We start from the raw sequence: 26,044 nt of genomic DNA, 5'->3' as shown, positions 1-26,044 counted from the left end.
TCAGGCTCCCATCAGCAGAATCAGTGTGGCGCACACACAGGCATACAGAGCGCCTTCGAACAGCGCCTCGTGCCAGACAAAACGCAGGACGCCGAGCCGGCGCAAACCCCAGTCGAGAAATAAAAAAACCGGTATGGCCAGCAACAGGGCCTGGGCGATGGGAGGCAGGTAAACGCCGCCAATCTCGAAATCAATGGGCAAGGACGGGCTCTCCTTCAGAACGATGGGGCTGCAAATGCTCGCCGTGTCGCTCCAGAAACGACACCACGATCAACAGGGCCACACGCATGCGAAACACCGACCACAAGTGTTCATGGGTGGCGACATGCAAGGCATCCAGCTCATCGCCAAGCGCATGCAGCGTAGTCAGCAACGGCGTCAGGGGCACGTCGGGTCGGCCCGCGACAAAACGACCGGTCTGACGCAATGCCGTCGCCAGCTGTCGCCCAAAAGCGTCGGTGAGCAATGTGTTGTTTTGCGCCTGTTGCCTGAGCTGGTGTATGGCCACGCCCAGCGCCACACAGCCGAGACTGATTTCATACAGACGCTGCATGTCCCGATCATTGGCGGCCGGCAACACGCCCAGCATCGAAGTCAGGCGATCGACCATACGGCTTTCGAAGGCGAATTGCTGTTCGTCGGTGGCCGGACTCTTGATCAGTTCATAGACCTGCTCCCTAGCCTCGTTGTAGAAGCGCCGGATCCGCAGGGCCGGACGGAACGGGAAAATCCAGGCATAGACAATCAATGCCAACATCGCCGCACTGACGTAGGCCCCGGCAAATTCGAACCATTGAATGGCGGTGTTCTGCCCGGTACCGACGTTCTGTGGGCCGAGCATCAAAAAACTCGACAACCCCAGCCCCATGCCGATACCGGCGGTGGCCGGGCTGGACAGTCCGACCGCGATCACATACAGCAACGGCGCGAGCATCAAGGCCAACATTTCAAAATCACTGATCGTCGGGACCAGCATGAACTGATAGAACGCCGACACCACCAGTGCCAGTCCCAGCCCTCGGGCGTAGCTCTGCGCGGCGATCAGAGGTCGCGGGAATGTCGCCATCAACGAACACAGGATTCCCACCAGGATCATCCCGCCCCGCGCGCCGTCCCAGGCGGTTTCGATCCAGATCAGCCCGGCCACCAGCAATGCGCTGAAGGCGCGGATGGCGTTCATCGTCGCGAGCGTGAAATCCAGATGCAAGGGATTGGATTGGCCACGGAACATGCAGCTGGCTTCCCGCCCTTCCTGTATCGCATCGCTCAATTCGAGAATCTGCTCCAGTTGCTGCAACAGCCGCGCCTGTTCCCAGCGCAATGCCCAGGCCAGCGAGCGCAGGGTTGCACTCATGTCTTCCGTCAGCTGTTCGGCCTTGTAGGCGAGCGCTTCGAATTGCTGTTGCAGCGCGACGAACTGATGACGAACCTCGGCCGGCAAGGAGCGCCCTTGTTCTGCGAGCTGATCAAGCAATGCCAGTTCCTCGGCGCGCAATTGCTGGATGTCCAGCGGCAGATCGCCCTCCCAGCGTTCGGTGAGCAATTCCCGCTGGTGACGCAACGCGGTCAGGCGCGAGGTCAGCAACATCAGTTGATTGCCCAGCAACAGCACCAGATTGTTGGCACTGCGCAGGCGCGGGGCATCGAAGTACAAATGCCGGCGCAGCCCTTCAAGCGCACTGATCTCCCCCAGCAACTGCATTTGCCGGCGCTGAAAGTCCGCTTCGCTTTCTTCTGTCCTGAGGACGGCAGCCGAATGACTGGCGACCAACCTGATCACCTGATCGACCTTCGCGAAATAGTTGCGTGATACCGCCTCTGGCCGCGCCGTCAGCAGGCTGACCACGCACACGCACGCCACCGCCAGCAAGGTTTCGGTAACCCGGGTCACCGCCAGCAGGAAAGTGCCGTCCTGATCCGGAATCGCCAGCAGCGCCACCACCACGGCGGTATACCCACTGAGCACGAACGCCTGCGAGCTGGTGTAGCGCAACAACGTGCCGCCGGCCGTGCACAGGGCCAGCCACAGCGCCAGGGTCGTGATGAACGGCAACGGCGCCTGGGGAAAAATCGCCATCAGCAGCACTGCCACTGCCGCGCCGAGGGTCGTCCCGATGATTTGTCCGAAGCTGCGTGCCAGCGCCATCCCGGCCAGGGGCTGGCTGATGATCACCACGGCCATGATCGACCATTTCGGCTGGTCCAGATCGAACAGGAACGCCAGGTACAAGGTCAGCAATCCGGCGGCAATGGTGCGCAAACCAAACAGCAGCACTGCCTGGCTGGGGTGGATCACCGCCTTGAAATAAACAAGCAGGGATTGCATGGGTAGCCTCTTCGAAACAACTTCTGCAAGCGTAGACACTGCATGGAGGGCATGACGACTAACAGGGTCGACAAAAGCTGTAGGGCGATTCAACGCCTGTAGCAGGCCATATCCGGCAGAGAGTTTGACTCACGGCGCGAGCTGACAGAAGCTTGCGACCTCCGCTACAAAACGAAAGTTTCGGAAATCCGCATGCCTCAGTCTCGCCGCTATTTGCTCGTCAGCCTCGGCCTCGTGCTGGTCTTCATCGTGGCCTGGCTGTCATTGCGCAGTACCGCGCCCGTGGTGCCGGAAGCGATCAGGCATGGGTACAGCGAAGCGCTGGCTGCCGCTCGTGCCGGGCAGCCGGGTGCCGCGCGAGTTTTGTATCAGCAACTGGGGCGTCCGGATCTGTCGGTCAAGCGGCGTGTGTGGCTGCATGCCGAACTACCCAATTACCCGAGCCCGCAGGCCTTGAAGCTGGCGGATGCCGATCTGCAAAACGCATCGCCGGACGTTCGGCTGGCAGCGATCAAAAGCGTGACCGGTCTGGTGCCGGGCGGACAGCGCAGCCTTCTGCTGGGGCCATTGCTTGAGGATGAAGACCAAACTGTCCGCTTCGCGGCGATCAACGCCCTGCTCGGCTTGTCTCCGGATCAACTGGGCCTGTATTTCGCCCCGCTCCAGCAAGGCATCGACGTGTGGGAGCAGGCGCTCAAGACCCAGCCGCAAAGCGCGGCCAACTACGTGCAACTGGCGCGCCTGTATCTGCACAACGCCGAGCTGAAACAGGCACAGGAAGCGTTGGAGCAGACCTTGCGCCTGGACCCCGGGAACTTGCCGGCGCTGGTGATGCAGATTGAAGTGCTCGACCGCCAGGGCCAGAGCGACGCCGCGCGGCAATTGCTCGCTCGACAATTGAAGGCCCAACCCGACTCGGCTTATCTGCAACATGCGCTGGGACTCTGGCTGTTGCACCACGATCAGCGCGAGTACGCCCTGCTCGGTCTGTCCAAAGCCGTGGAGCTGGAGCCTGACAACAAGGACTACCGCTACGACCTCGCCACCACCCTGCACAGCGCCGAAGAACTGGAAGCGGCGCAAAAGCAGTTGCAGGAAATCGTCCAGCGCCACCCGGCTGATCGCAAGGCGCGGGTGCTGCTGATCAGTTACTGGAAAGAGAGCGGCCAGTTACAGAACGTACAGATTCTGCTGGCCCAGCTTGAGCAGATGAACCCGGACGACCCTTCGTTGCAGCAAGGACTCTAGCGGTCTTCTCGACACATCCTGCAAGAAACTTGGAACCGCCGTCTCGGCATAAGGTCATGTAAATCAGGCAGTGCCAAACGGCGTCCGGCGCCCGCTGCCTGGTTTCTCCTAGTCATGAGAGGGCATTTTTTGTCTACATCGAACGCGTTGATCAGTGCCAAAGCCGCCACCGGCATCGAGGGCCTCGACGATATCCTGGCCGGTGGTTTGTCTCGCAGTCATGTTTTCTTGCTGGAGGGCGAGCCTGGAACCGGTAAAACTACCGTCGCGTTGCATTTTCTGCTGGCCGGCGCCCGTGCCGGTGAACGTTCGCTGTACATCACGCTGTCCGAAACCGAGCACGAATTGCGCCAGGGTGCGGCGTCCCACGGCTGGGAACTGGACGAAAACATCGAGATTTTCGAGCTGACGCCTCCGGAAAGCCTGCTCAACGCCGAACATCAGCAAAGCCTGTTGTACTCCTCGGATCTTGAGCTGGGCGAAGCGACCAAACAGATTTTCGAAGTAGTCGAGCGCTTCAAGCCCACCCGGGTCGTACTCGACAGCCTCTCGGAAATCCGCCTGCTGGCGCAAAGCTCCCTGCGCTACCGCCGCCAGATCCTGGCGATCAAGCATTACTTCGTGCGCTACGACGCCACGGTTTTGCTGCTGGATGACTTGACCACCGAATCCCTCGACAAAACCGTTCACAGTGTCGCTCACGGTGTGATCCGCCTCGAAGAACTGACCCCCAACTACGGCGCCGAACGCCGTCGCGTGCGGGTGATCAAGTATCGCGGCCAGAAATACCGTGGCGGCTTCCATGACTTCACCATCACGGGCGATGGCGTGCACGTTTTCCCGCGTCTGGTGGCGGCGGAGCACCGCAGCGACTACCCGCGGCTGCAGCTGTCCAGCGGCATCAGGGAAATGGACGCTCTGTTGGGCGGCGGTATCGAGACCGGCTCCAGCACGCTGATTCTGGGCCCGGCAGGGACAGGCAAATCCTTGATCAGCATGATTTTCGCGGCGGCTGCCGTGGCGCGCGGTGAAAAGGCTGCCCTGTTCATTTTTGACGAAGAATTGGGCCTGCTGTTCGAGCGCATGAAAAACATCGGTATCGACCTGAAGGCCCTGCAGGCCACCGGCAACCTGCTGATCGAACAGGTCGACGCCGCCGAGCTGTCCCCCGGCGAGTTTTCCCACCGCGTACGCCGCTGTGTCGATGAAGGTGACATCAAGACCGTGGTGATCGACAGCATCAACGGCTATCAGGCCGCGATGCCCGAAGAAAACGCGCTGGTACTGCACATGCACGAACTGTTGCTGTACCTGAACCGCAAGGGCGCCGCGACGTTCATGACCGTCGCCCAGCATGGACTGGTCGGCGACATGCATGCTCCGGTCGATATCACTTACCTGGCCGACACGGTAATTCTGCTGCGTTACTTCGAAGCCGCGGGCAAGGTCCGTCGGGCCATCTCGATCATCAAGAAACGCACCGGCAGCCATGAATCGACCATCCGCGAATACCGCATTTCCACTCAAGGCATGACCATCGGCGAGCCTTTGGAGGCCTTTCAGGGTGTATTGCGCGGCGTGCCCACCTATCTCGGTGCAAGCAACCCGCTGCTCAAGGATGACAACTTGTGACCGTCACCGTACCGCTATCGGAACGGGCGCTGATCCTTGCGCCGCTGGGACGCGACAGCCAAGTAGCGCTGATGATTCTCAACGAGGCCGGATACGGTGGGCTGATCACGCCCGACCTGGCCACCCTTTGTACCGAGCTCGAGCCCGGCGCCGGTCTGCTGCTGATCGCTGCCGAGGCCCTTAATGGTCCGGAACTCGAGTGCCTGCTGGCGTATCTGGAACAACAACCGGCGTGGTCTGATTTGCCAATCGTCCTGCTCACCCATCACGGCGGATCCGAACAAGGCCCTTCGTCGCAGCTCAGCAAGTTGTTGGGCAACGTCACTTTTCTTGAGCGCCCTTTCCATCCGGCCACCCTGGTCAGCCTGATCTCCACCGCCCTGCGCGGACGACGACGACAGTACGAGGCCCGCGACCGCCTGATCGATCTGAGCAATAGCGAACGTCGCCTGCAATCGACGCTGGAAACCCTTGAGCAACAAGTGGAGGAACGCACCGCGCAACTGCGGCACAACGAGGAAGCCCTGCGCCAGTCGCAGAAGATGGAAGCGGTCGGCCAGCTCACTGGCGGTATCGCCCACGACTTCAACAACATGCTGACCGGAATCATCGGCAGTCTTGAATTGCTGCGCCGGCGGCTGGCCCGTGGCCGCCTGGATGATCTTGACAGCCTGATCGACCTCGGTGTGACCTCGGCCAACCGCGCCGCTGGCCTGACTCACCGCTTGCTGGCGTTCTCCCGTCGCCAGTCGCTGGATTCCAAAGCCGTTCATATGAACGATCTGGTGCAATCGATGGGTGAGTTGCTGCAACGCAGCCTCAACGAAAGCATTCACCTTGACATGCGCCTGCACCAACAATTGTGGGTGGCCGAGGCCGACCCCAATCAACTGGAAAGCGCCCTGCTTAATCTGGTGATCAACGCACGCGACGCGATGCCCGACGGCGGCAATCTGGTGGTCGAGACGGGTAATCAGGTGCTGGATCCAGACTACACCGCGGCCTACAGCAATCTTGAACCTGGTGATTACGTTGTATTGAGCGTCACAGACAATGGCTGCGGCATGCCGGAAAGTGTCATCAATCGCGCGTTCGATCCGTTCTTCACCACAAAGCCGATCGGCCAGGGCACCGGTTTGGGTCTGTCGATGATCTACGGTTTCAGCAAACAGTCCGGTGGTCATGTGTCGATCGACAGTAAGATCGATGAAGGCACCACGGTCAAACTCTACCTGCCGCGATTCCAGGGCGAATCACTGCCTCACGCACCAACGGATATGGAACAGGCGCCCGACGCCGTGGAAGGCGAAACCGTATTGATCGTCGAAGACGACCCGGCCGTGCGCGTGCTGGTCAGTGCAGTATTGAGTGAACTGGGTTATGGATTTGTCGAGGCCAGCGATGCCGACGGTGCCGTGCCGATTCTGGATTCGGAGCAGCGCATCGATCTGCTGATCAGCGACGTCGGCCTGCCGGGCATGAACGGCCGGCAACTGGCGGAAATCGGCCGGCAATACCGGCCAGACCTGAAGGTCCTGTTCATCACAGGTTATGCCGAGCACGCCGCTGTGCGCGGCGGGTTTCTCGATCCTGGCATGCAGATGATCACCAAACCGTTCACCTTCGATCTGCTGACGGCAAAGGTTCGGGAAATGATCAAGAACTGAGGCGGTTGACGCCTCAGGCCAGCAGTTCCTGAATCTTCTCCTGCAACACATCCAGATCGAATGGTTTTTCCAGGATCGGCGCCCGGCGGGTAATCGGGCTGCCGGTCTCGCGGATTTCCTGCGGATAGCCGCTGATGAAGATCACCTTCAGATCAGGGCGCAATTTGACGGCGGGCTCGGCGATCTGCACGCCGGAGATCCCGCCAGGCAGGCGAAAATCAGTAATCAACATGTCCAGATGCGGCTTGCTCGCCAGAATCTCGAACGCCTGCTCGCCGTTTTCGGCCTGCAATACGCGATAGCCCTGGCTTGACAGATAGTCTGTCAGGACCATCAGGATCACCGGTTCGTCCTCGACGACGAGTACTACATCTTGTGCATCTACGCTCATGGGAAGCCTTTGTTCGTTCAATAGCTGCTGATACGACCGTGTGGTCACTCAGAGGTTGCGTTTGTTTTGCCGTTTTCCTGGAGCGGCAGACAGACGCGAAACAGGGCGCCCTCGTTGATCTTGCTTTCGACGACGATGGAGCCGCCATGGGCGGCGACGATCTGTTCGGAAATGAACAACCCCAGCCCGAGGCCGGCCACCACCGTCTTGGCGGAGACACGTTCAAACTGTTGAAAAATGCGCTTCTGATTTTCTTCGCTGATGCCGATGCCCTGATCCTGAACTTCGATCCGGGCTTCATCGTCTTCTCGATAAACCCGAACCTGGATCGGACTTTTACCGCCATAACGCAAGGCATTGGTCAGCAGGTTCGACACCACTTGCTCGATACGGAATTCGTCCCACTGCCCTTCCACCGGTTCGGTCGCGGTGAAACTGACCTCAGTCTCGGCGGCTTCGATCTGCTGGGCGAAATTCTCCAGCAGAGTGCCCACCAACTGCACGAGGTCAAAGCGACTCGGTCGGATCGACAACTTGCCGGTGCGAATCCGCGAAACGTCGAGCATGTCTTCGATCAGTCGGATCAGGCTTTTGATCTGGCGCTCGTCGCGGTCGACCATGGCGTGCATCTTGTCGAGGGTGAATGCGGCGGCGTTGTCCCGGGCCAGGTGCATCTTGCGCAGTTGGGTTTCGAGAATAAGGCCGTTGAGCGGCGTACGTACTTCATGGGCGACGATCGACATGAAATCGTCGCGCATGCGCACCGCCTGCTCCAGTTCGCCCTGAGTGCTTTGCAGTTGCTGCAACAGCGCTTCCTGCTCACGCCGGCTCTGCTCGAGCGCTTCGACCTGTTGCTTCATCGCCTTGCTCTGGCGGTACAGGTCGACGAAGACGTTGACCTTGCTCTTCACCGCATGGATATCCAGCGGCTTGTGCAGAAAGTCCACCGCCCCGCTTTCATAGCCCTTGAACGCATAATTGAGTTCACGGCCGGCGGCGCTGACAAAGATGATCGGGATGTTCTTGGTTTTCTCGGTGCCGCGCATCAGTTCGGCCAGCTCGAAGCCGTTCATGCCGGGCATCTGCACGTCGAGGATGGCCATGGCGAATTCGTGTTGCAGCAGCAGCGACAGCGCTTCGTCCGCCGACAGCGCTTTATAGACGGTGCGGTCTTCGCGTTTGATCAGCGCTTCGAGGGCCAGCAGGTTCTCGGGCAGATCGTCGACGATCAGCAGTTTTGCCTGGATATTACTCAGCATGCGATTCGTTCCAGCTCGACAAGCAGACGGCCGATGCCGTGGATGGGAAGAATGTAATCCGGTTGATGTGTCTTCAGCGCCGCGCGTGGCATTGTCGCGACCTGCGCCTCGTCCGGGTCTTGCACGATGGTCAGCCCGCCCTGGCGTTTGACTTGCGCCAGGCCCCGCGCGCCATCGTGGTTGGCACCCGTCAGCAACACTGCAGCCAGCGTCGGCCCGTAGGCATCGGCGGCGGATTCGAACAGGAAGTCGATCGAAGGCCGCGAGTGATGCAGACGGTCTTCAAGACTCAGCGACAAGGAGAAATCCTGCTCTATCGACAAGTGATAGCCCGGCGTCGCGAAATACACGGTGCCGGGGGTGATGTCCTGTTTGTCGATGGCTTCTGCCACCGGCAACGTCAGCCGTCGGGCGAACACATCGGCGAGCTGGCTGCGGCGCTCTTCAGGCAAATGCAACACGATGATGATCGGCAGCCCGAATCCGGCCTTTAATGAACCGAGCAAGTTCAGCAACGCCTCGACGCCACCGGCAGAAGCTCCGATCACAATCGCCTCGATCCGAGGCAAATCCGCTGCACTGTTCATGTTTTTCGGTAGATCCGTTCTTGTTTCACCAGCGGTTCGAACTGGTTGGAATAGCCGGAGAAATCCAGAGTTTCCTTGCTGCCCAACACCAGAAAACCGCGGTGGCACAACGATTCGTGAAACAACCCAAACGCTCGATCCTGAAGTTTTTTGTTGAAATAAATCAACACGTTACGACATGAAATTAATTGGGTTTCGGAGAATACGCTATCGGTCGCCAGGCTGTGATCGGCGAAGGTCACGTTCTCGCACAGGCTCTTGTCGAAAATCGCGTAGCCATAGGCAGCAGTGTAGTAGTCGGCGAACGAGCGCTGGCCACCGGCCTGCTGATAGTTGGCGGTGTAGGCGCGCACGTTCTCCATCGAAAAGATCCCCTGCTTGGCCTTTTCCAGCGAGCGCGGGTTGATGTCGGTGGCGTAGATGATCGTGCGATCAAGCAGGCCCTCTTCGCGCAGCAGGATCGCCATCGAGTAGACCTCCTCGCCGGTGCTGCACCCCGCGATCCAGATCTTGATCGACGGATAGGTCCTGAGCAGCGGCACCACTTCCTGACGGATCGCCAGGAAGTGCGACGGATCGCGGAACATCTCGCTGACCGGGATCGTCAGCAATTGCAGCAACTGCATGAACGCCGTCGGGTCGTGCAGGACTTTCTCCTGCAAGGCCGAGATGGTCGCGCATTCGAACTGGCTCAGCGCATGTTGCACCCGGCGCTTGATCGAAGCGCCAGAGTAATCGCGAAAGTCATAGCTGTATTTGAGATAAATCGCCTCGATCAGCAGCCGCAGTTCGATTTCACTGTTTCGTTCAACGTGATGACTACGTTCCACTAAATGCGTTCCATCTTCGGTAACCACACGCGAATCAGCGAGAACAGGCGATCCAGGTCGATGGGCTTGGCCAGGTAATCATTGGCGCCCGCCTGCAGGCAACGCTCCTGATCATCCTTCATGGCCTTGGCCGTCACCGCGATGATCGGCAGCTTGCGCCAGCGCGGATCCTTGCGGATTTCCATGGTGGCTTCAAACCCATCCATTTCCGGCATCATCACGTCCATCAGCACCAGGTCGATGTCCTCGACTTCATTCAGTTTTTCAATCGCTTCACGGCCGTTACGGCCGATGACCACGACTGCACCCTTGGTTTCCAGCGCGCTGGTCAGGGCGAAGATGTTGCGCACATCGTCGTCTACCAGCAACACTTTCCGACCTTCGAAGACCTTGTCGCGGCTGCGGGCGGTCTTGAGCATCTTCTGCCGTTCATGGGACAACTGCGATTCGACTTTGTGCAAAAAGAGTGTGACCTCATCCAGCAAACGCTCCGGCGAGCGCGCGCCCTTGATGATGATCGAGCGCGAATACTTGCGCAGGTCGGACTCTTCGTCGCGGGTCAGGTTGCGTCCGGTATAGACGATGACCGGCGGGAACGAGCAGATGTCCTCGGTGGACATTCGCTTGAGCAATTCGTTGCCGAGCATGTCCGGCAGCTTCAGGTCGATGACCATGCAATCGAATATCGTCGTGCGCAATAACTCCAGCGCGTCCTGTGCCAGGCCGACGGCGGTGATCTCGATGTCGTCGTCGCCGATCAGCCGGGCGATGCTTTCCCGTTGCAGATCGTCGTCCTCGACCAGCAGTACGCGTTTGACCTTCTGGGTCAGCTTGGCTTCCAGACGGGCGAACACATCCTTGAGTTCTTCGCGAGTGGTCGGTTTGACCGCATAACCGATGGCGCCCATGTGCATCGCTGCTTCGACACGGTCTTCCACGGAAATCACATGCACCGGAATGTGCCGGGTTTCGGCGTGTTCTTTCAGGCGTTGCAGGACGGTCAGGCCCGAGTGGTCCGGCAGGCGCATGTCCAGCAGGATCGCGTCCGGCACGAACTCTTTCGCCAGGTCGTAACCTTCGTCGGCGCCGTGGGCAACCAGGCACTGATAGCCCAGTTCGTGGGCCAGATCGTAGAGGATGTGCGCAAAATTCGGCTCGTCTTCCACCACCAGGATGCAACGAGTATTGAACGGCGCCTTGTTGCGATCATCGTCGAAGCGCGGGATGTGGACCGGCGCCAGAGGCGAAACCGCCGCCACGGACGCCACGGGCGCGATGACCGGCGTAGAGGCCGGTGGGGTGAAGGTCAACGGCGTTATCGGCGTGTCACCCGGCTCACGGTATTGCTGCGGCAACACCAGAGTGAAAGTACTGCCCTGCCCCGGCGCACTGCTGACGCTGATCGAACCGCCCAACAGCGTCGCCAGATCCCGGGAAATCGACAGACCCAACCCGGTGCCGCCGTATTTGCGGTTGGTGGTGCCGTCGGCCTGGCGGAAGGCTTCGAAAATACTTTCCTGTTGATCCTGCGCAATCCCGATTCCCGAATCGCGCACAATGAAGCCAATGCGATCGTCCGGCTGGCCGGCGATGGTCAGGCTGACAGTCCCGTGCTCGGTGAATTTCACCGCATTGGACAGCAGATTCTTGATCACCTGTTCCAGACGCTGACGGTCGGTAAACAGGGTGATCGGTGCATCAGGCTGCAATTCGACGTTGAACGTCAGTTTCTTTTCCGCCGCCAGCGGTTCGAACAGGCTGCGCAGGCTGTCGGCCAGACGCGCGACGCTGGTGTTTTCCGGCATCACTTCGAGTTTGCCGGCTTCCACTTTGGAAATGTCGAGAATGTCGTTGATCAGGTTGAGTAGATCGTTGCCGGCGGAATAGATCGACTCGGCAAACTTGACCTGCTCGGCACTGAGGTTTTCCTGCGGGTTTTCCGCCAACAGCTTGGCCAGGATCAGCGAGCTGTTCAGCGGCGTGCGCAGTTCGTGGGACATGTTGGCCAGGAATTCGGACTTGTACTTGCTTGAACGCTGCAACTCTTCGGCGCGTTCTTCGAGCTGGATCTGGGCCTGATTGAGCTCGGTGTTCTTCTGGTCCATGGCATCGCGCTGCTCGGCCAGAGTCTGGGCCTGTTCGGCCAGTTGCTCGTTGGTCTGTTCCAGTTCGATTTGCTGGGTTTCCAGATGCGCCTGGGATTCCTTGAGAATCCGCGACTGTTCTTCCAGCTCTTCGTTGGCGGTCTTCAGCTCCTCCTGTTGCACCTGCAGCTCTTCGTTGAGTTGCTGGGTTTCGGCGAGCACTTCCTGCAAGCGTTGGCGATAGCGCGCCGCTTCGATGGAGGTGCCGATGTTGCCGGCGATCAGTTCCAGCAACGCCACATCACGATCGGTGAGCGGACGCAGGAAACCCAGTTCAATCACGCCGTTGACCCGTTCGTCATCGCTGGTCGGCACCACCAGCACGCTGTGCGGCAGGCCTTCGCCCAGGCCGGAGCTGACCTTGAAATAGTCGGACGGCACCGAATCGAGTCGAATCAGCCGGGCCTGCTGGGCGACCTGACCGACAAGGCCTTCGTCGCTGTAGATCGATTGATCCTGTTGTTCCTGCTCGCGGGAGAAACCGTAGGTCGCCACGCGTTTGAGGCCACCATGTTCTTCGCGCACATACAAAGCAGCGACAGCGCTGCCAAGGTACTGGGCACAGAATTGCAAAATGTTGCGCCCCAGCAGATTGAGCGTCAGTTGCCCCAATACCTGCTCTGCAAGCTGAGTCTGGCCATTGCGCAGCCAGGCTTGCTGCTCCAGACGAAGCGCGCTGGCCTCTTGCGCCGCCAGGGTTGCGCCATAGCTTTGGGACAGGTTGAGCAGATCGCGCCGGCCTACATAGGCCAGCAGGCCGCTGATGCCGGCCACGAACAGCAGGTAGAGGCTGATGCTCCAGATCGTGGTGCGGCGCACGTCTTCGTTGCGTGAAGCACGCAGAAGCTGTTCGGTTTCAATCACGTCTTCGAACTGTTTACGTATTTCGTCGGTCAGGCGCTTGCCCTTGCCCGCTTTGACTGCTGCCTTGTAGTCACCGCTCGCGCGTTGCAGATCGATCATCGACTGCGCATACGTCGCCCATTCGGTTTGCAGCGCCTGAAGACGACGCAGGCGATCGGTCTGCGCCGGATTGTCGGCAGTCAGTTCAAGCAAGGTGCTTAGCGCCACGGCGATGCGCGGCTTGGCCGTCTCGTACGGGTCGAGGAAATGCTCGTCGCCGCTGAGCAGAAAACCGCGCATGCCGGTTTCCAGGTCCACGGTGAGTTTCACCGCTTCGTTGGCGTTATTGATCACCCGGTCGGTGTGCTCCACCCACTGAATCACGGACAACAGATAAGTGATCAGCGAAACGAAGAACACGGCACTGATGAAGCCGACGCCCAACGGCAAACTGACGTTGCGGCTCAGAAGTTTGCGAAACCGTTGCTCATCAACCGAAGACGGAGAGGACATGTGGCAGCCTTGTCGAACTGGTGAAAACCAGGGAGTTTGCCCCAAAACAGCGGCATGGATCCATTTTTCTCACAGTTTTAGTATCGTTTTCCTACATTTGCCTGCGCCGAATCGCAGGCCAGCGGTTATCCTTGCCCACCCGTTTGCGCCTATTCTTTTTTGTATCCATCCGGGAACTTGTGGCTATGCGCCACTTACTCATGCAAGAGCCCGGCATTTTTGATCGACCGGCGCCCCGTCCCCCATTCTTGAGAGCCGCCATTATGTCCAGCACCACGTCCACCATCCTTGTAGTAGAAGACGACGCCATCGTGCGCATGCTGATCGTCGATGTACTGGAGGAATTGGAGTTCAAGGTTCTGGAAGCCGATGGCAGCGAACAGGCGCTGGAAATCCTCAAGGATGTGAATCAGCACATTGATCTGATGATGACCGACGTCGGTCTGCCGATCATGGATGGCCGTCAGCTGGCCACCGAAGCCCGCACAATTCGCCCTTCACTGCCGATTCTGTTTGCCAGCGGTTATGCCGAGACCATTGAAGTGCCGGCAGATATGCATGTGATCGGCAAACCGTTTTCGATCGATCAACTGCGCGACAAGGTGAAGAGCGTTCTGGGTCAACACTGACGCAAACGGCTTTGCAGCGCGGATTCAACCTCAGGATATGTTCTAATCCGCGCGTTTTTTCTTCTTCTCTCTCGTTCTTCAGGAAATACCTTTTCATGAGTCAGCCCGCAACCAAAGTCCTCGTCATTGGTTACGTCTGGCCGGAACCCCGTTCCTCCGCAGCGAGCGGGCATGTGATGCAGATTCTTGAGACCTTCCTGCAACAGGGCTGGGACATTACTTTTGCCAGCCCCGCAGGCGTTGGCGAACATCCGGCCGATCTTGCCGAATTGGGCATTCGCACTGTTCCGATCGAATTGAACAAAAGCAGCTTTGATGTCTTCGTCAGCGAGCTGGCGCCGGATATCGTGCTGTTCGACCAGTTCATGATCGAAGAACAATTCGGCTGGCGCGTGGAAAAACACTGCCCCAATGCTCTGCGCGTACTGGAAACATCGGACTTGCAGAGTTTGCGGCACGCTCGTCATCAACGTTTGAAGGATCGGCTGAAGAGCAGCGATGACGCTGACGACTTCCATGCACTGTTCGCACCTGCGCTGCGCGAAGAGTTCGAATTGATGGCTGACACCGATCTGGCCAAGCGCGAGATTGCCGCGCTCTACCGCTGTGATCTGAACCTTATGATCTCGCCGGTAGAAATCGAGTTGCTGGTGCAGCAGTTCAAATTGCCGCCCGAGTTGTTGCACTGGTGCCCGTTGATGGTCGAACCGGCCCGCGTTCCAGCAAAAACATTTGAAGAGCGCGCGAACTTCCTCAGTATCGGCAACTTCCGCCACGCGCCGAACTGGGACGCGGTTTTATGGATGAAATCAACCATCTGGCCGCTGATCCGCGCGCAACTCCCGAAAGCACAATTACACATCTACGGCGCCTATACGCCGCCCAAGGCAGCCGCTATGCACAACGCGGCGCAGGGTTTTCACATCATGAACTGGGCGGAAGATGCGTTGCAGGTCATGTCCGAAGCGCGCATCTGCCTGGCACCCTTGCGTTTCGGCGCCGGCATCAAAGGCAAACTGATCGATGCCATGCTCTGCGGAACGCCGAGCGTCACTACGCCGATCGGCGCCGAAGGCATGCGCACCGACCAACCCTGGCCGGGTGCCATTTGTCGTACGGCGCAGGATCTGGCCAATGCCGCCGTTGAGCTCTATCGCGACGAGGTCCGTTGGCAAGCCGCTCAGTCTCAGGGGCAAGCACTGCTCAACGACGTTTACCCGCAAGCGATACATGGACCGGCATTGATCGAAAAGTTGCAGGAATGTCGCAAAAACCTTGTTCAACTAAGACGTCAAAACTTCATGGGCAGCATGTTGCGCCACCATTCGCACAAGAGCACGCAATATATGTCGCAGTGGATTGAAGCCAAAAACCAGAATAAATAATTCTCCAGACAACTAAAAAAACATTCGCCAACACGTTGAATCAAACTCCAAATGGTCAACTAAAAAGCCAGACATTATAAAGACCCTGCAAGTGCTGCCTTGACTGTTTCGCAACGCAGCACACTACTTCAATACATGCAGGATGCATTCATGAGCACTCATAACTGGATGGGATCGACTCCCGCCATTGATTCACTGTCGATATTTGAACTGTCATTGCCGGGCACCCATAACGCCGGCAGTGACTGGAAAGCTTCCTATCCGGTTTTCGGTCCTCCGCGCCACTGGCTCGCCTGCCAGCATGACAGTTTTTTTGCCCAGCTGAATAACGGTTCCAGGGTACTCGACATTCGTCTGACTTATGACGCGAAGGCCAAAGAGCTGGAAAAGTTCATCGCTCACCACAATGGATATCGAAATTCTAGAACCCTGAAAAATCTGGTAGTGGATGTCAAAGCGTTTCTTGAGAACAATCCGGATGAGTTCATTATTCTGGATTTTCACAGCCTCGATGGCGCCGATTTTGATTACGACTACTTCAATAAAATAATCATCCAATTTCTGGGGCAACGTCTTGTTCCCCGCCAGAATGCAACTCTGAGTCTTCGTGAACTCAAGCGAATCAGCCCCCAACAGCGCGTGTTTGCAGCGGCCAAGTCTCATTGGCAGCTGGAACACAATGCATTTCATGACGTCGTCAATCATCAATGGTCCGGTAGCGGCATTACCAATCCTGAAGAACTGAGGCAGTTCATTGACAGAGTTTTGCAAAGCCCTCCTGGTAGCTGGCGGCTCTGGTCTTTATCCGCCACCAGCTACACCGCCCTCGGCGGCCCCGTCGATATCCATGACAAGCTGAACGAATGGTTTGATCTGGATAAGAGCGACTGGGCGTTGAAGTGCAACATCATCATGTCGACTTCATGGAAGAGTCGGACCTGGTGGAGTTCTGCCGGATCGCCAGCCTGAAGAAAGCCCGGCAACGGGGGCTTTGAGCTGCACTGGAAACTGGCGCATCCCGTGCACAAAGAGGCATGATCGCCAGGCGATAACAAAAAAGCGCCCGATCATGACCCGAACAGCCCGCGTCACCGACCCCTCGTATGAATTGATGGATGACCACAACGGGTTGTCCATCATTTACCGCCAGCACGGCTTCCCTTGCCCGCTGGTGCGCTGGCATTTCCACAAGGAATACGAGTTGCATTTGATCGTCGCCAGTTCGGGCAAGGTGTTCATCGGCGACTACATCGGCAACTTCTACCCGCAGACGCTGTTCCTGACCGGCCCAAACCTGCCGCACAACTGGATCAGCCAGGTGGCCGAAGACGAAGTGGTCGAGAAGCGCGACATGCTGGTCAACTTCACCGATGAATTGTTCGAGAGCGGCCATCATGTGTTCGCCGAACTCAAGACCCTGGCACCGTTGCTGGAACGTGCGCAGTACGGCATCGAATTCCGCTCACCACAGACAATTCGTCAGGCCATGATCCTGATGCAACGCATCGCCGATTCAAACGGCATTACCCGTCTCGGGCACTTTTTCATCCTGATGGAGTTGCTCGCGGCCTGCGATGACTACCAGTTGTTGTCCGGCGCAACCACCCCGCAACTGGCCGACGAGCACAACATCGACCGCACCAACCGCGCGGTGGACTACATCTTCGCCCACTACGCCCGTGAACTGCCGTTGGAGGAAGTCGCCGAGCACCTGGGCATGAAACCCACCTATTTCAGTCGCGTGTTCAAGCAGGCGACTGGGCGCAATTTCATCGAATTCGTCAATCGCCTGCGCATCAGTAAATCCTGCGAGCTGCTGGCGGACGGCGACAAACCGGTGACCGAGGTATGTTTCGAATCGGGCTTCAACAATATTTCCAACTTCAACCGGCGCTTTCAGCAGCTCAAAGGCATGACGCCTTCACATTATCGCCGGCTGGTCGTACAGCGCCTGACCGAGCAAAACCACGGCTGACGCAGGAAAACCTGTACGGATTCATGGCTGCCGCCCTTCTGAAACGCCCTTCCCTGCGTTTATCGCGTCAATCCCGAGTGCAAAAAAGTATCGATTCAAGTGCTAGGGATGATTTGTCAGCCCTGCGTTAGAAGGCTGTAATCAGTGCACATTCTTCCCCTGCCGGAAGAACACAAAAACAATAACTGTCCTTCTGCCCCCGCCGGGCGCAGAAAAGGAGTGCACGATGCAACCCACTGCAAAAGCTCTGCTGGCCCTCACCTGCATGACCCTCAGCAGCGTCAGCCTTGGCGCCCAGACCCTGACCATCGCCACCGTCAACAACAGCGACATGATCCGCATGCAAAAGCTCTCGAAAACCTTCGAGACCGAGCATCCGGACATCAAGCTCAATTGGGTGGTGCTGGAAGAAAACGTCCTGCGCCAGCGCCTGACCACCGACATTGCCACCCAGGGCGGTCAGTTCGATGTGTTGACCATCGGCATGTACGAAGCTGCACTCTGGGGCGCCAAGGGCTGGCTGGAACCGATGAAGGATCTGCCGGCCAGCTACGCACTCGACGACGTGTTTCCGTCGGTGCGTGAAGGCCTGTCGGTCAAGGGTTCGCTGTACGCCTTGCCGTTCTACGCCGAAAGCTCGATCACCTATTACCGCACCGACCTGTTCAAGGACGCCGGCCTGACCATGCCGGAGCGTCCGACCTGGGAGCAGATCGCCGGCTTCGCCGAGAAACTCACCCAAAAGGACAAGGAACAATACGGCGTCTGCCTGCGCGGCAAGGCCGGCTGGGGCGAGAACATGGCGCTGATCACCACCGTGGCCAACGCCTACGGCGCGCGCTGGTTCGATGAGCAGTGGAAACCGGAATTCAGCGGCCCGGAATGGAAGAACGCGCTGAACTTCTACGTCGACACCATGAAGAGGTCCGGCCCGCCGGGCGCCTCCAGCAACGGTTTCAACGAAAACCTCGCCCTGTTCAACAGCGGCAAGTGCGCGATCTGGGTCGATGCCAGCGTCGCCGGATCGTTTGTCACCGACAAGACCCAGAGCAAGGTCGCCGATCACGTCGGCTTCACCTACGCGCCGCATCAGGTCACCGACAAAGGCTCGGCGTGGCTGTACTCGTGGGCGCTGGCGATTCCGACCAGCTCCAAGGCCAAGGACGCCGCCAAGGAATTCAGCGCCTGGGCTACCTCCAGGGAGTACGGCGAACTGGTCGCCAAAACCGACGGCATCGCCAACGTACCGCCGGGCACTCGCGCCTCGACCTACAGCGAGGCCTACATGAGCGCCGCACCGTTTGCCAAGGTCACGCTGGAATCGCTGAAAGCCGCTGATCCGAGCAAACCGACCCTCAAGCCCGTGCCGTACATCGGCATTCAACTGGTGACCATCCCTGAATTCCAGGGCATCGGCACCCAGGTTGGCAAGCTGTTTTCGGCCGCGCTGATCGGCCAGACCACGGTCGACCAGGCGCTGACCGCTGCGCAACAAACCACCGAACGCGAGATGAAGCGCGCGGGTTATCCGAAGTAACCCGTAAAGCTCGCTCCTGCCTCCTGTGGGAGCGAGCTTGCTCGCGAAAGCGGTGTTTCAGTGAAACATTTGTTGTCTGACACGACGCCTTCGCGAGCCAGCTCGCGCCCACCGGGGATCTCCATAGGTCTGTATGACTCGGTTGTGATCACCATGAATACTTCAACTGCCAAAGCCCACATCGACCTGTCGCAGCCCCGGCGCAAAAGCCGCGTGGCCAATCCCGGCTGGTTCCTGGTCAGCCCTTCGGTGGCCCTGTTGCTGCTGTGGATGATCGTGCCGCTGGGCATGACCGTCTATTTTTCGATGATCCGCTACAACCTGCTCGACCCCGGCGTAAACGAGTTCGTCGGGCTGGAAAACTTCACCTACTTCCTGACTGACTCAGGCTTCATGCCCGGCGCCACCAACACCCTGCTGCTGGTAGGCAGCGTGCTGCTGATCAGCGTGGTGTTCGGCGTGTTGATCAGTGCGTTGCTGGAGGCCAGTGAGTTCTTCGGTCGAGGCATCGTGCGGGTGATGCTGATTTCGCCGTTCTTCATCATGCCCACGGTCGGTGCGCTGATCTGGAAGAACCTGATTTTCCATCCGGTGTCCGGGATCCTCGCCTACATCTGGAAGCTGTTCGGCGCGCAACCGGTGGACTGGCTGGCCCACTACCCGCTGCTGTCGATCATCATCATTGTCTCGTGGCAATGGCTGCCCTTCGCGATCCTGATCCTGATGACCGCCATGCAGTCCCTCGACCAGGAACAGAAGGAAGCCGCCCGCCTCGACGGCGCCGGCCCGATCGCAATCTTCTGGCATCTGACGCTGCCGCACCTGGCGCGTCCGATTGCCGTGGTGGTGATGATCGAAACCATCTTCCTGCTGTCGGTGTTCGCCGAAATCTTCACCACCACCAACGGCGGCCCCGGTTACGCGTCGACCAACCTCGCCTACCTGATCTACAACCAGGCGCTGGTGCAGTTCGACGTCGGCATGGCCTCGGCCGGCGGCCTGATCGCCGTGGTCATCGCCAACATCGCCGCGATCATTCTGGTGCGGATGATCGGCAAAAACCTGACTGACAAAGCCTGAGGCCTGCCATGACTCTTCAACAATCCCGCCGGCTGCAAAGCCTGCTGCTCGGCACGCTGGCCTGGGCCATCGCGATCATCATTTTCTTCCCGATCTTCTGGATGGTGCTGACCAGTTTCAAGACCGAAATCGACGCCTTCGCCACACCGCCGCAGTTCATCTTCACGCCGACGCTGGAGAACTATCTGCACATCAATGAGCGCAGCGACTACTTCAGCTTCGCCTGGAACTCGGTGGTGATTTCCTTCAGTGCCACGGCACTTTGCCTGCTGATCGCGGTGCCGGCAGCGTACTCGATGGCGTTCTACGAAACCCAGCGCACCAAGGGCACGCTGCTGTGGATGCTCTCCACCAAGATGTTGCCGCCGGTGGGCGTGCTGATGCCGATCTACCTCCTGGCCAAGAGTTTCGGCCTGCTCGACACGCGCATCGCGCTGATCGTGATCTACACGCTGATCAACCTGCCGATCGTGGTCTGGATGGTTTACACCTACTTCAAGGACATTCCCAAAGACATCCTCGAAGCCGCCCGCCTCGACGGCGCCACCCTCGCCCAGGAAATGCTCCGCGTGCTGTTGCCGATCGCCAAGGGCGGCCTCGCGTCGACCGTGCTGCTGTCGCTGATCCTGTGCTGGAACGAGGCGTTCTGGTCGCTGAACCTGACCTCGTCCAAAGCCGCGCCGCTGACCGCGCTGATCGCTTCCTACTCAAGCCCCGAAGGATTGTTCTGGGCCAAGTTGTCGGCCGTCTCGACCCTGGCCTGCGCGCCGATCCTGATCTTCGGCTGGATCAGCCAGAAACAACTGGTGCGCGGCCTGTCGTTCGGCGCCGTCAAATAAGAATTCGCAAAAGGAGCGCCATCATGGCCAACCTGAAAATCAAGAATCTGCAAAAAGGCTTCGAAGGTTTCTCCATCATCAAGGGCATCGACCTTGAGGTGAACGACAAGGAATTCGTGGTGTTCGTCGGCCCGTCGGGCTGCGGCAAATCCACCCTGCTGCGACTGATCGCCGGCCTTGAAGAAGTCAGCGGCGGCACCATCGAACTGGACGGGCGCGACATCACCGAAGTCAGCCCGGCCAAGCGTGACCTGGCGATGGTGTTCCAGACCTACGCGCTGTATCCGCACATGACCGTGAAAAAGAACATGTCGTTTGCCCTCGATCTGGCCGGTGTGCCGAAGGCTGAGGTCGAAAAGAAAGTCGGTGAAGCGGCGCGGATTCTCGAACTGGGCCCGATGCTAGAACGCAAGCCGAAACAGTTGTCCGGCGGCCAGCGTCAGCGTGTGGCCATCGGTCGCGCGATCGTGCGCAACCCGAAAATCTTCCTGTTCGACGAACCGCTGTCCAACCTCGACGCCGCCCTGCGGGTGCAAATGCGCCTTGAGCTGCTGCGCCTGCACAAGGACCTCAAAGCGACCATGATCTACGTGACCCACGATCAGGTCGAAGCCATGACCATGGCCGACAAGGTCGTGGTGCTCAACGGCGGCAAGATCGAACAGGTCGGTTCGCCGCTGGAGCTGTACCACAACCCGGCCAATCTGTTCGTCGCCGGCTTCCTCGGCACGCCGAAAATGGGCTTCCTCAAAGGCCAGATCGCGCGGATCGATGGCGCGAGCTGCGAAGTTTCGCTGGACGCCGGCACTCGCATCACCCTGCCATTCAACGCGTCGAACCTGAGCGTCGGCAGAGCCGTGACCCTGGGCATTCGCCCGGAACATCTGGAACTCGCGCAACCGGGCGACTGCACCCTGCAAGTCACTGCCGACGTCAGCGAACGGCTGGGCAGCGACACCTTCTGCCACGTCAAGACCAACGCCGGCGAAGCCCTGACCATGCGCGTGCGCGGCGATCTGGCGAGCCGTTACGGCGAACAACTGAACCTGCACCTGGACGCTGCCCACTGCCACCTGTTCGATGCCGACGGCGTGGCGCTGACCCGCCCGCTGCGCGCGGCTGCCTGATTTCGAGACTGACCCGATGAAACTGAACAAGCAAAACCTCAACCGCCTCGCCGCCGAAGTAAAACTGCCGGCCTACAGCCTCAGCGACACCCGCCAGGGCATCGCCCACATTGGCGTCGGCGGTTTCCACCGCGCACATCAGGCGTATTACACCGACGCGCTGATGAACACCGGCGAAGCGCTGGACTGGGCCATTTGCGGCGTCGGCCTGCGCGCCGAAGACCGCCGCGCCCGCGACGACCTCAAGGAACAGGATTACCTGTTCACCCTGTTCGAACTCGGCGACAACGACGACACCGAAGTCCGCGTCATCGGTGCGATCCGCGACATGCTGCTGGCCGAGGACAGCGCTCAGGCGCTGATCGAAAAACTCGCCGACCCGCAGATCCGTATCGTCTCGCTGACCATCACCGAGGGCGGCTACTGCATTGATGACAGCAACGGCGAGTTCATGGCGCACCTGCCGCAGATTCAGCACGACCTGACTTACCCGCAACAGCCGAAAACCGTGTTCGGTTTCCTCTGTGCCGCGCTGGCCAAGCGACGTGCGGCAGGCATTCCGGCGTTCACGGTGATGTCCTGCGATAACCTGCCGCACAACGGCGCCGTCACCCGCAAGGCGCTGCTGGCCTTCACCTCGCTGCTGGATCCGGACCTGCGTGACTGGATCGACGCCAACGTCAGCTTCCCCAACGCGATGGTCGACCGCATCACCCCCATGACCAGCACTGCGCATCGCCTGCAACTGGCGGACAAACACGCCGTCGACGACGCCTGGCCGGTGGTCTGCGAACCCTTCGTGCAATGGGTGCTGGAAGACAAATTCGTCAACGGCCGCCCGGCCTGGGAAAACGTCGGCGTGCAATTCACCGACGATGTTTCGCCCTACGAAGAAATGAAGATCAAACTGCTCAACGGCAGCCATCTTGCACTGACTTATCTGGGCTTTTTGAAGGGTTACCGCTTCGTTCACGAAACCATGAACGACCCGCTGTTCGTGCGTTATATGCGCGCCTACATGGATCTGGACGTGACCCCGCAACTGGCGCCGGTGCCGGGCATCGACCTGACCGACTACAAGAACACGCTGGTGGCACGGTTCTCCAATCAGGCGATTGCCGATCAGTTGGAGCGGGTTTGTTCGGATGGTTCGTCGAAGTTTCCCAAGTTCACCATTCCAACGATCAATCGGTTGATTGCCGACGGACAGGAGACCAAACGAGCGGCGTTGGTGGTGGCGGCCTGGGCGCTGTACTTGAAGGGTGTGGACGAGAATGGCGACACTTACTCGATTCCGGATCCTCGGGCGGCGTTCTGTCAGGGGTTGGTGGCGGAGGATGCTTTGATCACTGAGCGGTTGTTGGGGGTTGAAGAAATCTTCGGTACCGCGATACCGCGCTCGAAGGAGTTTGTGGCGGCGTTTGAATGGTGCCTGAACAGCTTGCGCGAAGAAGGCGTGACTCGCACCCTCGAACACCTGTTGACCTGATCGTTCCCACGTTCTGCGTGGGAATGCAGCCCGGGACGCTCCGCGTCCCTCGATCTGTGTGGAGCGCACATGACAACACAGCAACTGTTCCTCGGCATCGACTGCGGCACTCAAGGCACTAAAGCCATCATCCTCGACACTGTCAGCGGTCAGGTCCTCGGCCAAGGCGCCGCCGCCCACACGATGATCAGCGGCGCCAACGGCCGTCGCGAGCAAGACACCGCGCAATGGCTGGAGGCCTTCGCCCTCGCCACTCGCCGTGCCCTGCTGGCAGCGAAAGTGGACGGCCAGTCGATCCTCGGCATCGGCGTTTCCGGTCAGCAACACGGCCTGGTGCTGCTCGACGAGCAAGGCCAGGTTCTGCGCCCGGCCAAGCTCTGGTGCGACACCGAAACCACGCCTGAAAACGATCGCCTGCTGACTCACCTGGGTGGCGAACAAGGCTCGCTGGAGCGTCTCGGCGTGGTCATCGCGCCGGGCTACACCGTCTCCAAACTGTTGTGGACCAAGGAAAAGCATCCAGAGGTGTTTTCACGCATCGCTCGGATCCTGTTGCCCCACGACTACCTGAATTTCTGGCTCACCGGCCGTGCGTGCAGCGAATACGGTGACGCATCCGGTACCGGCTATTTCAACGTGCGCACCCGCCAGTGGGATTTGCAGCTGCTGCGTGACATCGATGCCAGCGGTCGCCTGCAATCCGCGCTGCCCGAGCTGATCGACGCCCATCAAGCAGTCGGCACGATCCTGCCCGCAATCGCCGAACAGTTGGGCATCAACCCCGATGCATTGGTGTCCAGCGGTGGTGGCGACAACATGATGGGCGCCATCGGCACCGGCAATATTCAGCCGGGTGCGATCACCATGAGCCTCGGTTCTTCCGGCACGGTGTACGCCTACGCCGAAGCGCCAAAGGTCAGTCCGGACGCGTCGGTCGCGACCTTCTGCTCCTCCAGCGGTGGCTGGCTGCCGCTGATCTGCACCATGAACCTGACCAACGCCACCGGCGCGATCCGCGAACTGTTCAACCTTGATCTCGATGCCTTCAACGCTTTAGTGGCCCAGGCCCCGATCGGCGCTGACGGCGTGAGCATGTTGCCGTTCCTCAACGGCGAACGCGTGCCACCCCTTCCCCACGCCACTGGCAGTCTGCATGGGCTGACGATCGATAACCTGACGCAAGCCAATCTTTGCCGCGCGGCGGTCGAAGGCACCACCTTCGGCCTGCGTTATGGACTGGATCTGTTGCGCCAGAATGGTTTACAAAGCCGCAGCATTTGCCTGATCGGCGGCGGCTCGAAAAGTGCGGTGTGGCGCCAGATCGTCGCCGACATCATGAACACCCCGGTGATCTGCACCGAGCAGAGCGAGGCCGCTGCCCTGGGCGCGGCGATTCAGGCGGCGTGGTGCAAGTCGTGGTCGAACGGCCACGAAGACACCCTGGCCGACCTGTGCCAGCGCTGCGTGAAGCTCGACCTGAACAGTGAAACCCTGCCGGTTGCCACGAATGTCGCGGCGTTCCAGCAGGCCTATGAACGCTATCGACTGCATGTCGCAACCTTATAAAGAGCAAACAACTATGTACCTGGTGTGTGGCGAAGCGCTGTTCGATTTCTTCAGCGAAGACGATGCCGGCGGGCAGGCCTCAAAAGTCAATTTCAAGGCGATTGCCGGTGGCTCGCCGTTCAACGTGGCGGTGGGGTTGCGCCGGCTGGGCGTGGATTCGGCGCTGTTCGGCGGGTTGTCCAGCGACTACCTCGGCCGGCGCTTGCAACAGGTGCTGCAGGATGAGGGCGTACGTCCGGACTATCTGGTGGATTTCGCTGCACCGACCACCCTGGCGATGGTCGCGGTGGGCGCCAATGGCTCGCCGCATTACAGCTTCCGTGGCGAAGGCTGCGCCGATCGCCAGTTGAGCCTGGCACACCTGCCAACGCTGGGCCCTGAGGTGCGCGGTTTGCACTTCGGTTCCTTCTCGCTGGTGGTGCAACCGATTGCCGATACCTTGCTTGCGCTGGTGCAGCGTGAAAGCGGCAAGCGCCTGATCAGCCTTGACCCGAACGTGCGCCTCAACCCCGAGCCGAACATCGACCTGTGGCGCGAACGAATCGCTACGCTGGTGCCGTTGGCAGACTTGATCAAAGTCAGCGACGAAGACTTGAGCCTGCTGTACCCCGAGCAGGACCCGCAGCGCGTCATCGAAGGCTGGCTGCAGCATCGTTGTCAGGTGGTGTTCCTGACCCGTGGCGGTGAAGGTGCGACGGTGTTCAGCCGGGCCCACGGTTCATGGTCGGTGCCGGCGAACTCGGTGAAGATCGCCGATACCGTCGGCGCCGGCGATACCTTCCAGGCCGCGTTGATCACCTGGCTGACCGAGCATGAGCTGGATTCGGTGGAAGGCGTTCAGCACCTGAGCCGCGAACAGATCGACGGCATGCTCAGGTTTGCCGTACAGGCCGCCGCCCTTACATGCAGTAAAACGGGTCCGGATTTGCCTTATCGCCACCAGTTGAGCTGACCGCGTAGACTGGCGCCCTTTTTTG

Annotated in this window: 21 protein-coding genes; 14 read left to right on the top strand and 7 right to left on the bottom strand. The window is 59.4% G+C overall.

Features of this window, described 5'->3' with window-relative positions:
• Window positions 1-201, bottom strand: a complete 201-nt coding sequence (locus tag I5961_RS13665) for a DUF1656 domain-containing protein (RefSeq protein WP_085696223.1) — start codon at window positions 199-201, stop codon at window positions 1-3.
• Window positions 191-2,326 carry an FUSC family protein gene (locus I5961_RS13660; protein WP_227235504.1) on the bottom strand — a complete coding sequence of 712 codons (2,136 nt, stop codon included), beginning with the start codon at window positions 2,324-2,326 and terminating at the stop codon, window positions 191-193. Before I5961_RS13660 ends, I5961_RS13665 begins: the two co-directional genes overlap by 11 nt.
• 192 nt (window positions 2,327-2,518) lie before the next feature.
• Here I5961_RS13660 and I5961_RS13655 point away from each other — a divergent pair, with 192 nt between their 5' ends.
• From I5961_RS13655 to I5961_RS13645, 3 genes are all read left to right on the top strand, one after another.
• The gene (locus tag I5961_RS13655) at window positions 2,519-3,574 is read left to right on the top strand and encodes a tetratricopeptide repeat protein (protein WP_227235503.1); all 1,056 of its coding nucleotides are present in this window, start codon (window positions 2,519-2,521) and stop codon (window positions 3,572-3,574) included.
• Window positions 3,575-3,703: 129 nt separating this feature from the next.
• On the top strand, window positions 3,704-5,206 hold the full coding sequence (locus I5961_RS13650) for an ATPase domain-containing protein (protein WP_085696226.1): 1,503 nt from the start codon (window positions 3,704-3,706) through the stop codon (window positions 5,204-5,206).
• The gene (locus I5961_RS13645; protein ID WP_227235502.1) at window positions 5,203-6,873 is read left to right on the top strand and encodes an ATP-binding protein; all 1,671 of its coding nucleotides are present in this window, start codon (window positions 5,203-5,205) and stop codon (window positions 6,871-6,873) included. The genes I5961_RS13650 and I5961_RS13645 overlap by 4 nt, the downstream gene beginning before the upstream one ends.
• Before the next feature lie 13 nt (window positions 6,874-6,886).
• Here the strand turns inward: I5961_RS13645 and I5961_RS13640 are convergent, their stop codons facing one another.
• The 5 genes from I5961_RS13640 to I5961_RS13620 are packed head-to-tail and all read right to left on the bottom strand — an operon-like array spanning window position 6,887 to window position 13,440.
• Window positions 6,887-7,264, bottom strand: a complete 378-nt coding sequence (locus I5961_RS13640; protein WP_085683718.1) for a response regulator — start codon at window positions 7,262-7,264, stop codon at window positions 6,887-6,889.
• Between the two features lie 44 nt (window positions 7,265-7,308).
• Complete coding sequence (locus tag I5961_RS13635) at window positions 7,309-8,523, bottom strand: hybrid sensor histidine kinase/response regulator (RefSeq protein WP_085696228.1); 1,215 nt, start codon at window positions 8,521-8,523, stop codon at window positions 7,309-7,311.
• Window positions 8,517-9,110, bottom strand: a complete 594-nt coding sequence (locus tag I5961_RS13630) for a chemotaxis protein CheB (RefSeq protein ID WP_085696229.1) — start codon at window positions 9,108-9,110, stop codon at window positions 8,517-8,519. Before I5961_RS13630 ends, I5961_RS13635 begins: the two co-directional genes overlap by 7 nt.
• Entirely contained in the window at window positions 9,107-9,940 is an 834-nt protein-coding gene (locus I5961_RS13625) for a CheR family methyltransferase (protein WP_085696230.1), read from the bottom strand. Before I5961_RS13625 ends, I5961_RS13630 begins: the two co-directional genes overlap by 4 nt.
• Window positions 9,940-13,440: a response regulator gene (locus I5961_RS13620; protein ID WP_085696231.1), complete on the bottom strand. Its 3,501-nt coding sequence runs from the start codon at window positions 13,438-13,440 to the stop codon at window positions 9,940-9,942. The genes I5961_RS13625 and I5961_RS13620 overlap by 1 nt, the downstream gene beginning before the upstream one ends.
• A gap of 263 nt (window positions 13,441-13,703) precedes the next feature.
• Here I5961_RS13620 and I5961_RS13615 point away from each other — a divergent pair, with 263 nt between their 5' ends.
• The 11 genes from I5961_RS13615 to I5961_RS13565 all read left to right on the top strand — a co-directional run bounded on the left by I5961_RS13615 (window position 13,704) and on the right by I5961_RS13565 (window position 26,019).
• Window positions 13,704-14,069 (top strand): response regulator, encoded by a 366-nt coding sequence (locus I5961_RS13615; RefSeq protein ID WP_085696232.1) that lies wholly within the window; start codon window positions 13,704-13,706, stop codon window positions 14,067-14,069.
• 95 nt (window positions 14,070-14,164) lie between these two features.
• Window positions 14,165-15,454 (top strand): glycosyltransferase, encoded by a 1,290-nt coding sequence (locus tag I5961_RS13610; RefSeq protein ID WP_227235501.1) that lies wholly within the window; start codon window positions 14,165-14,167, stop codon window positions 15,452-15,454.
• Between the two features lie 150 nt (window positions 15,455-15,604).
• Window positions 15,605-16,423 carry a phospholipase gene (locus I5961_RS13605; protein WP_319633931.1) on the top strand — a complete coding sequence of 273 codons (819 nt, stop codon included), beginning with the start codon at window positions 15,605-15,607 and terminating at the stop codon, window positions 16,421-16,423.
• Between the two features lie 100 nt (window positions 16,424-16,523).
• Window positions 16,524-17,429, top strand: coding sequence for an AraC family transcriptional regulator (locus I5961_RS13600; RefSeq protein WP_085696235.1), 906 nt, complete (start codon window positions 16,524-16,526; stop codon window positions 17,427-17,429).
• Window positions 17,430-17,655: 226 nt separating this feature from the next.
• Window positions 17,656-18,966: an ABC transporter substrate-binding protein gene (locus I5961_RS13595; protein WP_227235500.1), complete on the top strand. Its 1,311-nt coding sequence runs from the start codon at window positions 17,656-17,658 to the stop codon at window positions 18,964-18,966.
• 153 nt (window positions 18,967-19,119) lie between these two features.
• A complete protein-coding gene (locus I5961_RS13590; RefSeq protein WP_085696464.1) occupies window positions 19,120-20,046 on the top strand; it encodes a carbohydrate ABC transporter permease in 927 nt (308 codons plus the stop codon).
• Between the two features lie 8 nt (window positions 20,047-20,054).
• Entirely contained in the window at window positions 20,055-20,885 is an 831-nt protein-coding gene (locus tag I5961_RS13585) for a carbohydrate ABC transporter permease (RefSeq protein WP_007957423.1), read from the top strand.
• A 23-nt stretch (window positions 20,886-20,908) separates the two neighbouring features.
• Complete coding sequence (locus I5961_RS13580) at window positions 20,909-22,012, top strand: ABC transporter ATP-binding protein (RefSeq protein ID WP_227235499.1); 1,104 nt, start codon at window positions 20,909-20,911, stop codon at window positions 22,010-22,012.
• Between the two features lie 16 nt (window positions 22,013-22,028).
• Complete coding sequence (locus I5961_RS13575) at window positions 22,029-23,501, top strand: mannitol dehydrogenase family protein (protein WP_227235498.1); 1,473 nt, start codon at window positions 22,029-22,031, stop codon at window positions 23,499-23,501.
• A gap of 69 nt (window positions 23,502-23,570) precedes the next feature.
• Window positions 23,571-25,067, top strand: a complete 1,497-nt coding sequence (xylB, locus tag I5961_RS13570; RefSeq protein ID WP_227235497.1) for a xylulokinase — start codon at window positions 23,571-23,573, stop codon at window positions 25,065-25,067.
• Window positions 25,068-25,080: 13 nt separating this feature from the next.
• Window positions 25,081-26,019: a carbohydrate kinase family protein gene (locus I5961_RS13565; RefSeq protein ID WP_227235496.1), complete on the top strand. Its 939-nt coding sequence runs from the start codon at window positions 25,081-25,083 to the stop codon at window positions 26,017-26,019.
• Window positions 26,020-26,044: the final 25 nt, after the last annotated feature.

Source organism: Pseudomonas sp. IAC-BECa141, from assembly GCF_020544405.1.
Taxonomy (GTDB): Bacteria; Pseudomonadota; Gammaproteobacteria; order Pseudomonadales; family Pseudomonadaceae; genus Aquipseudomonas.
Note: the sequence above shows the minus strand (reverse complement) of the source record. Positions and strands in the feature narration are given on the sequence as shown.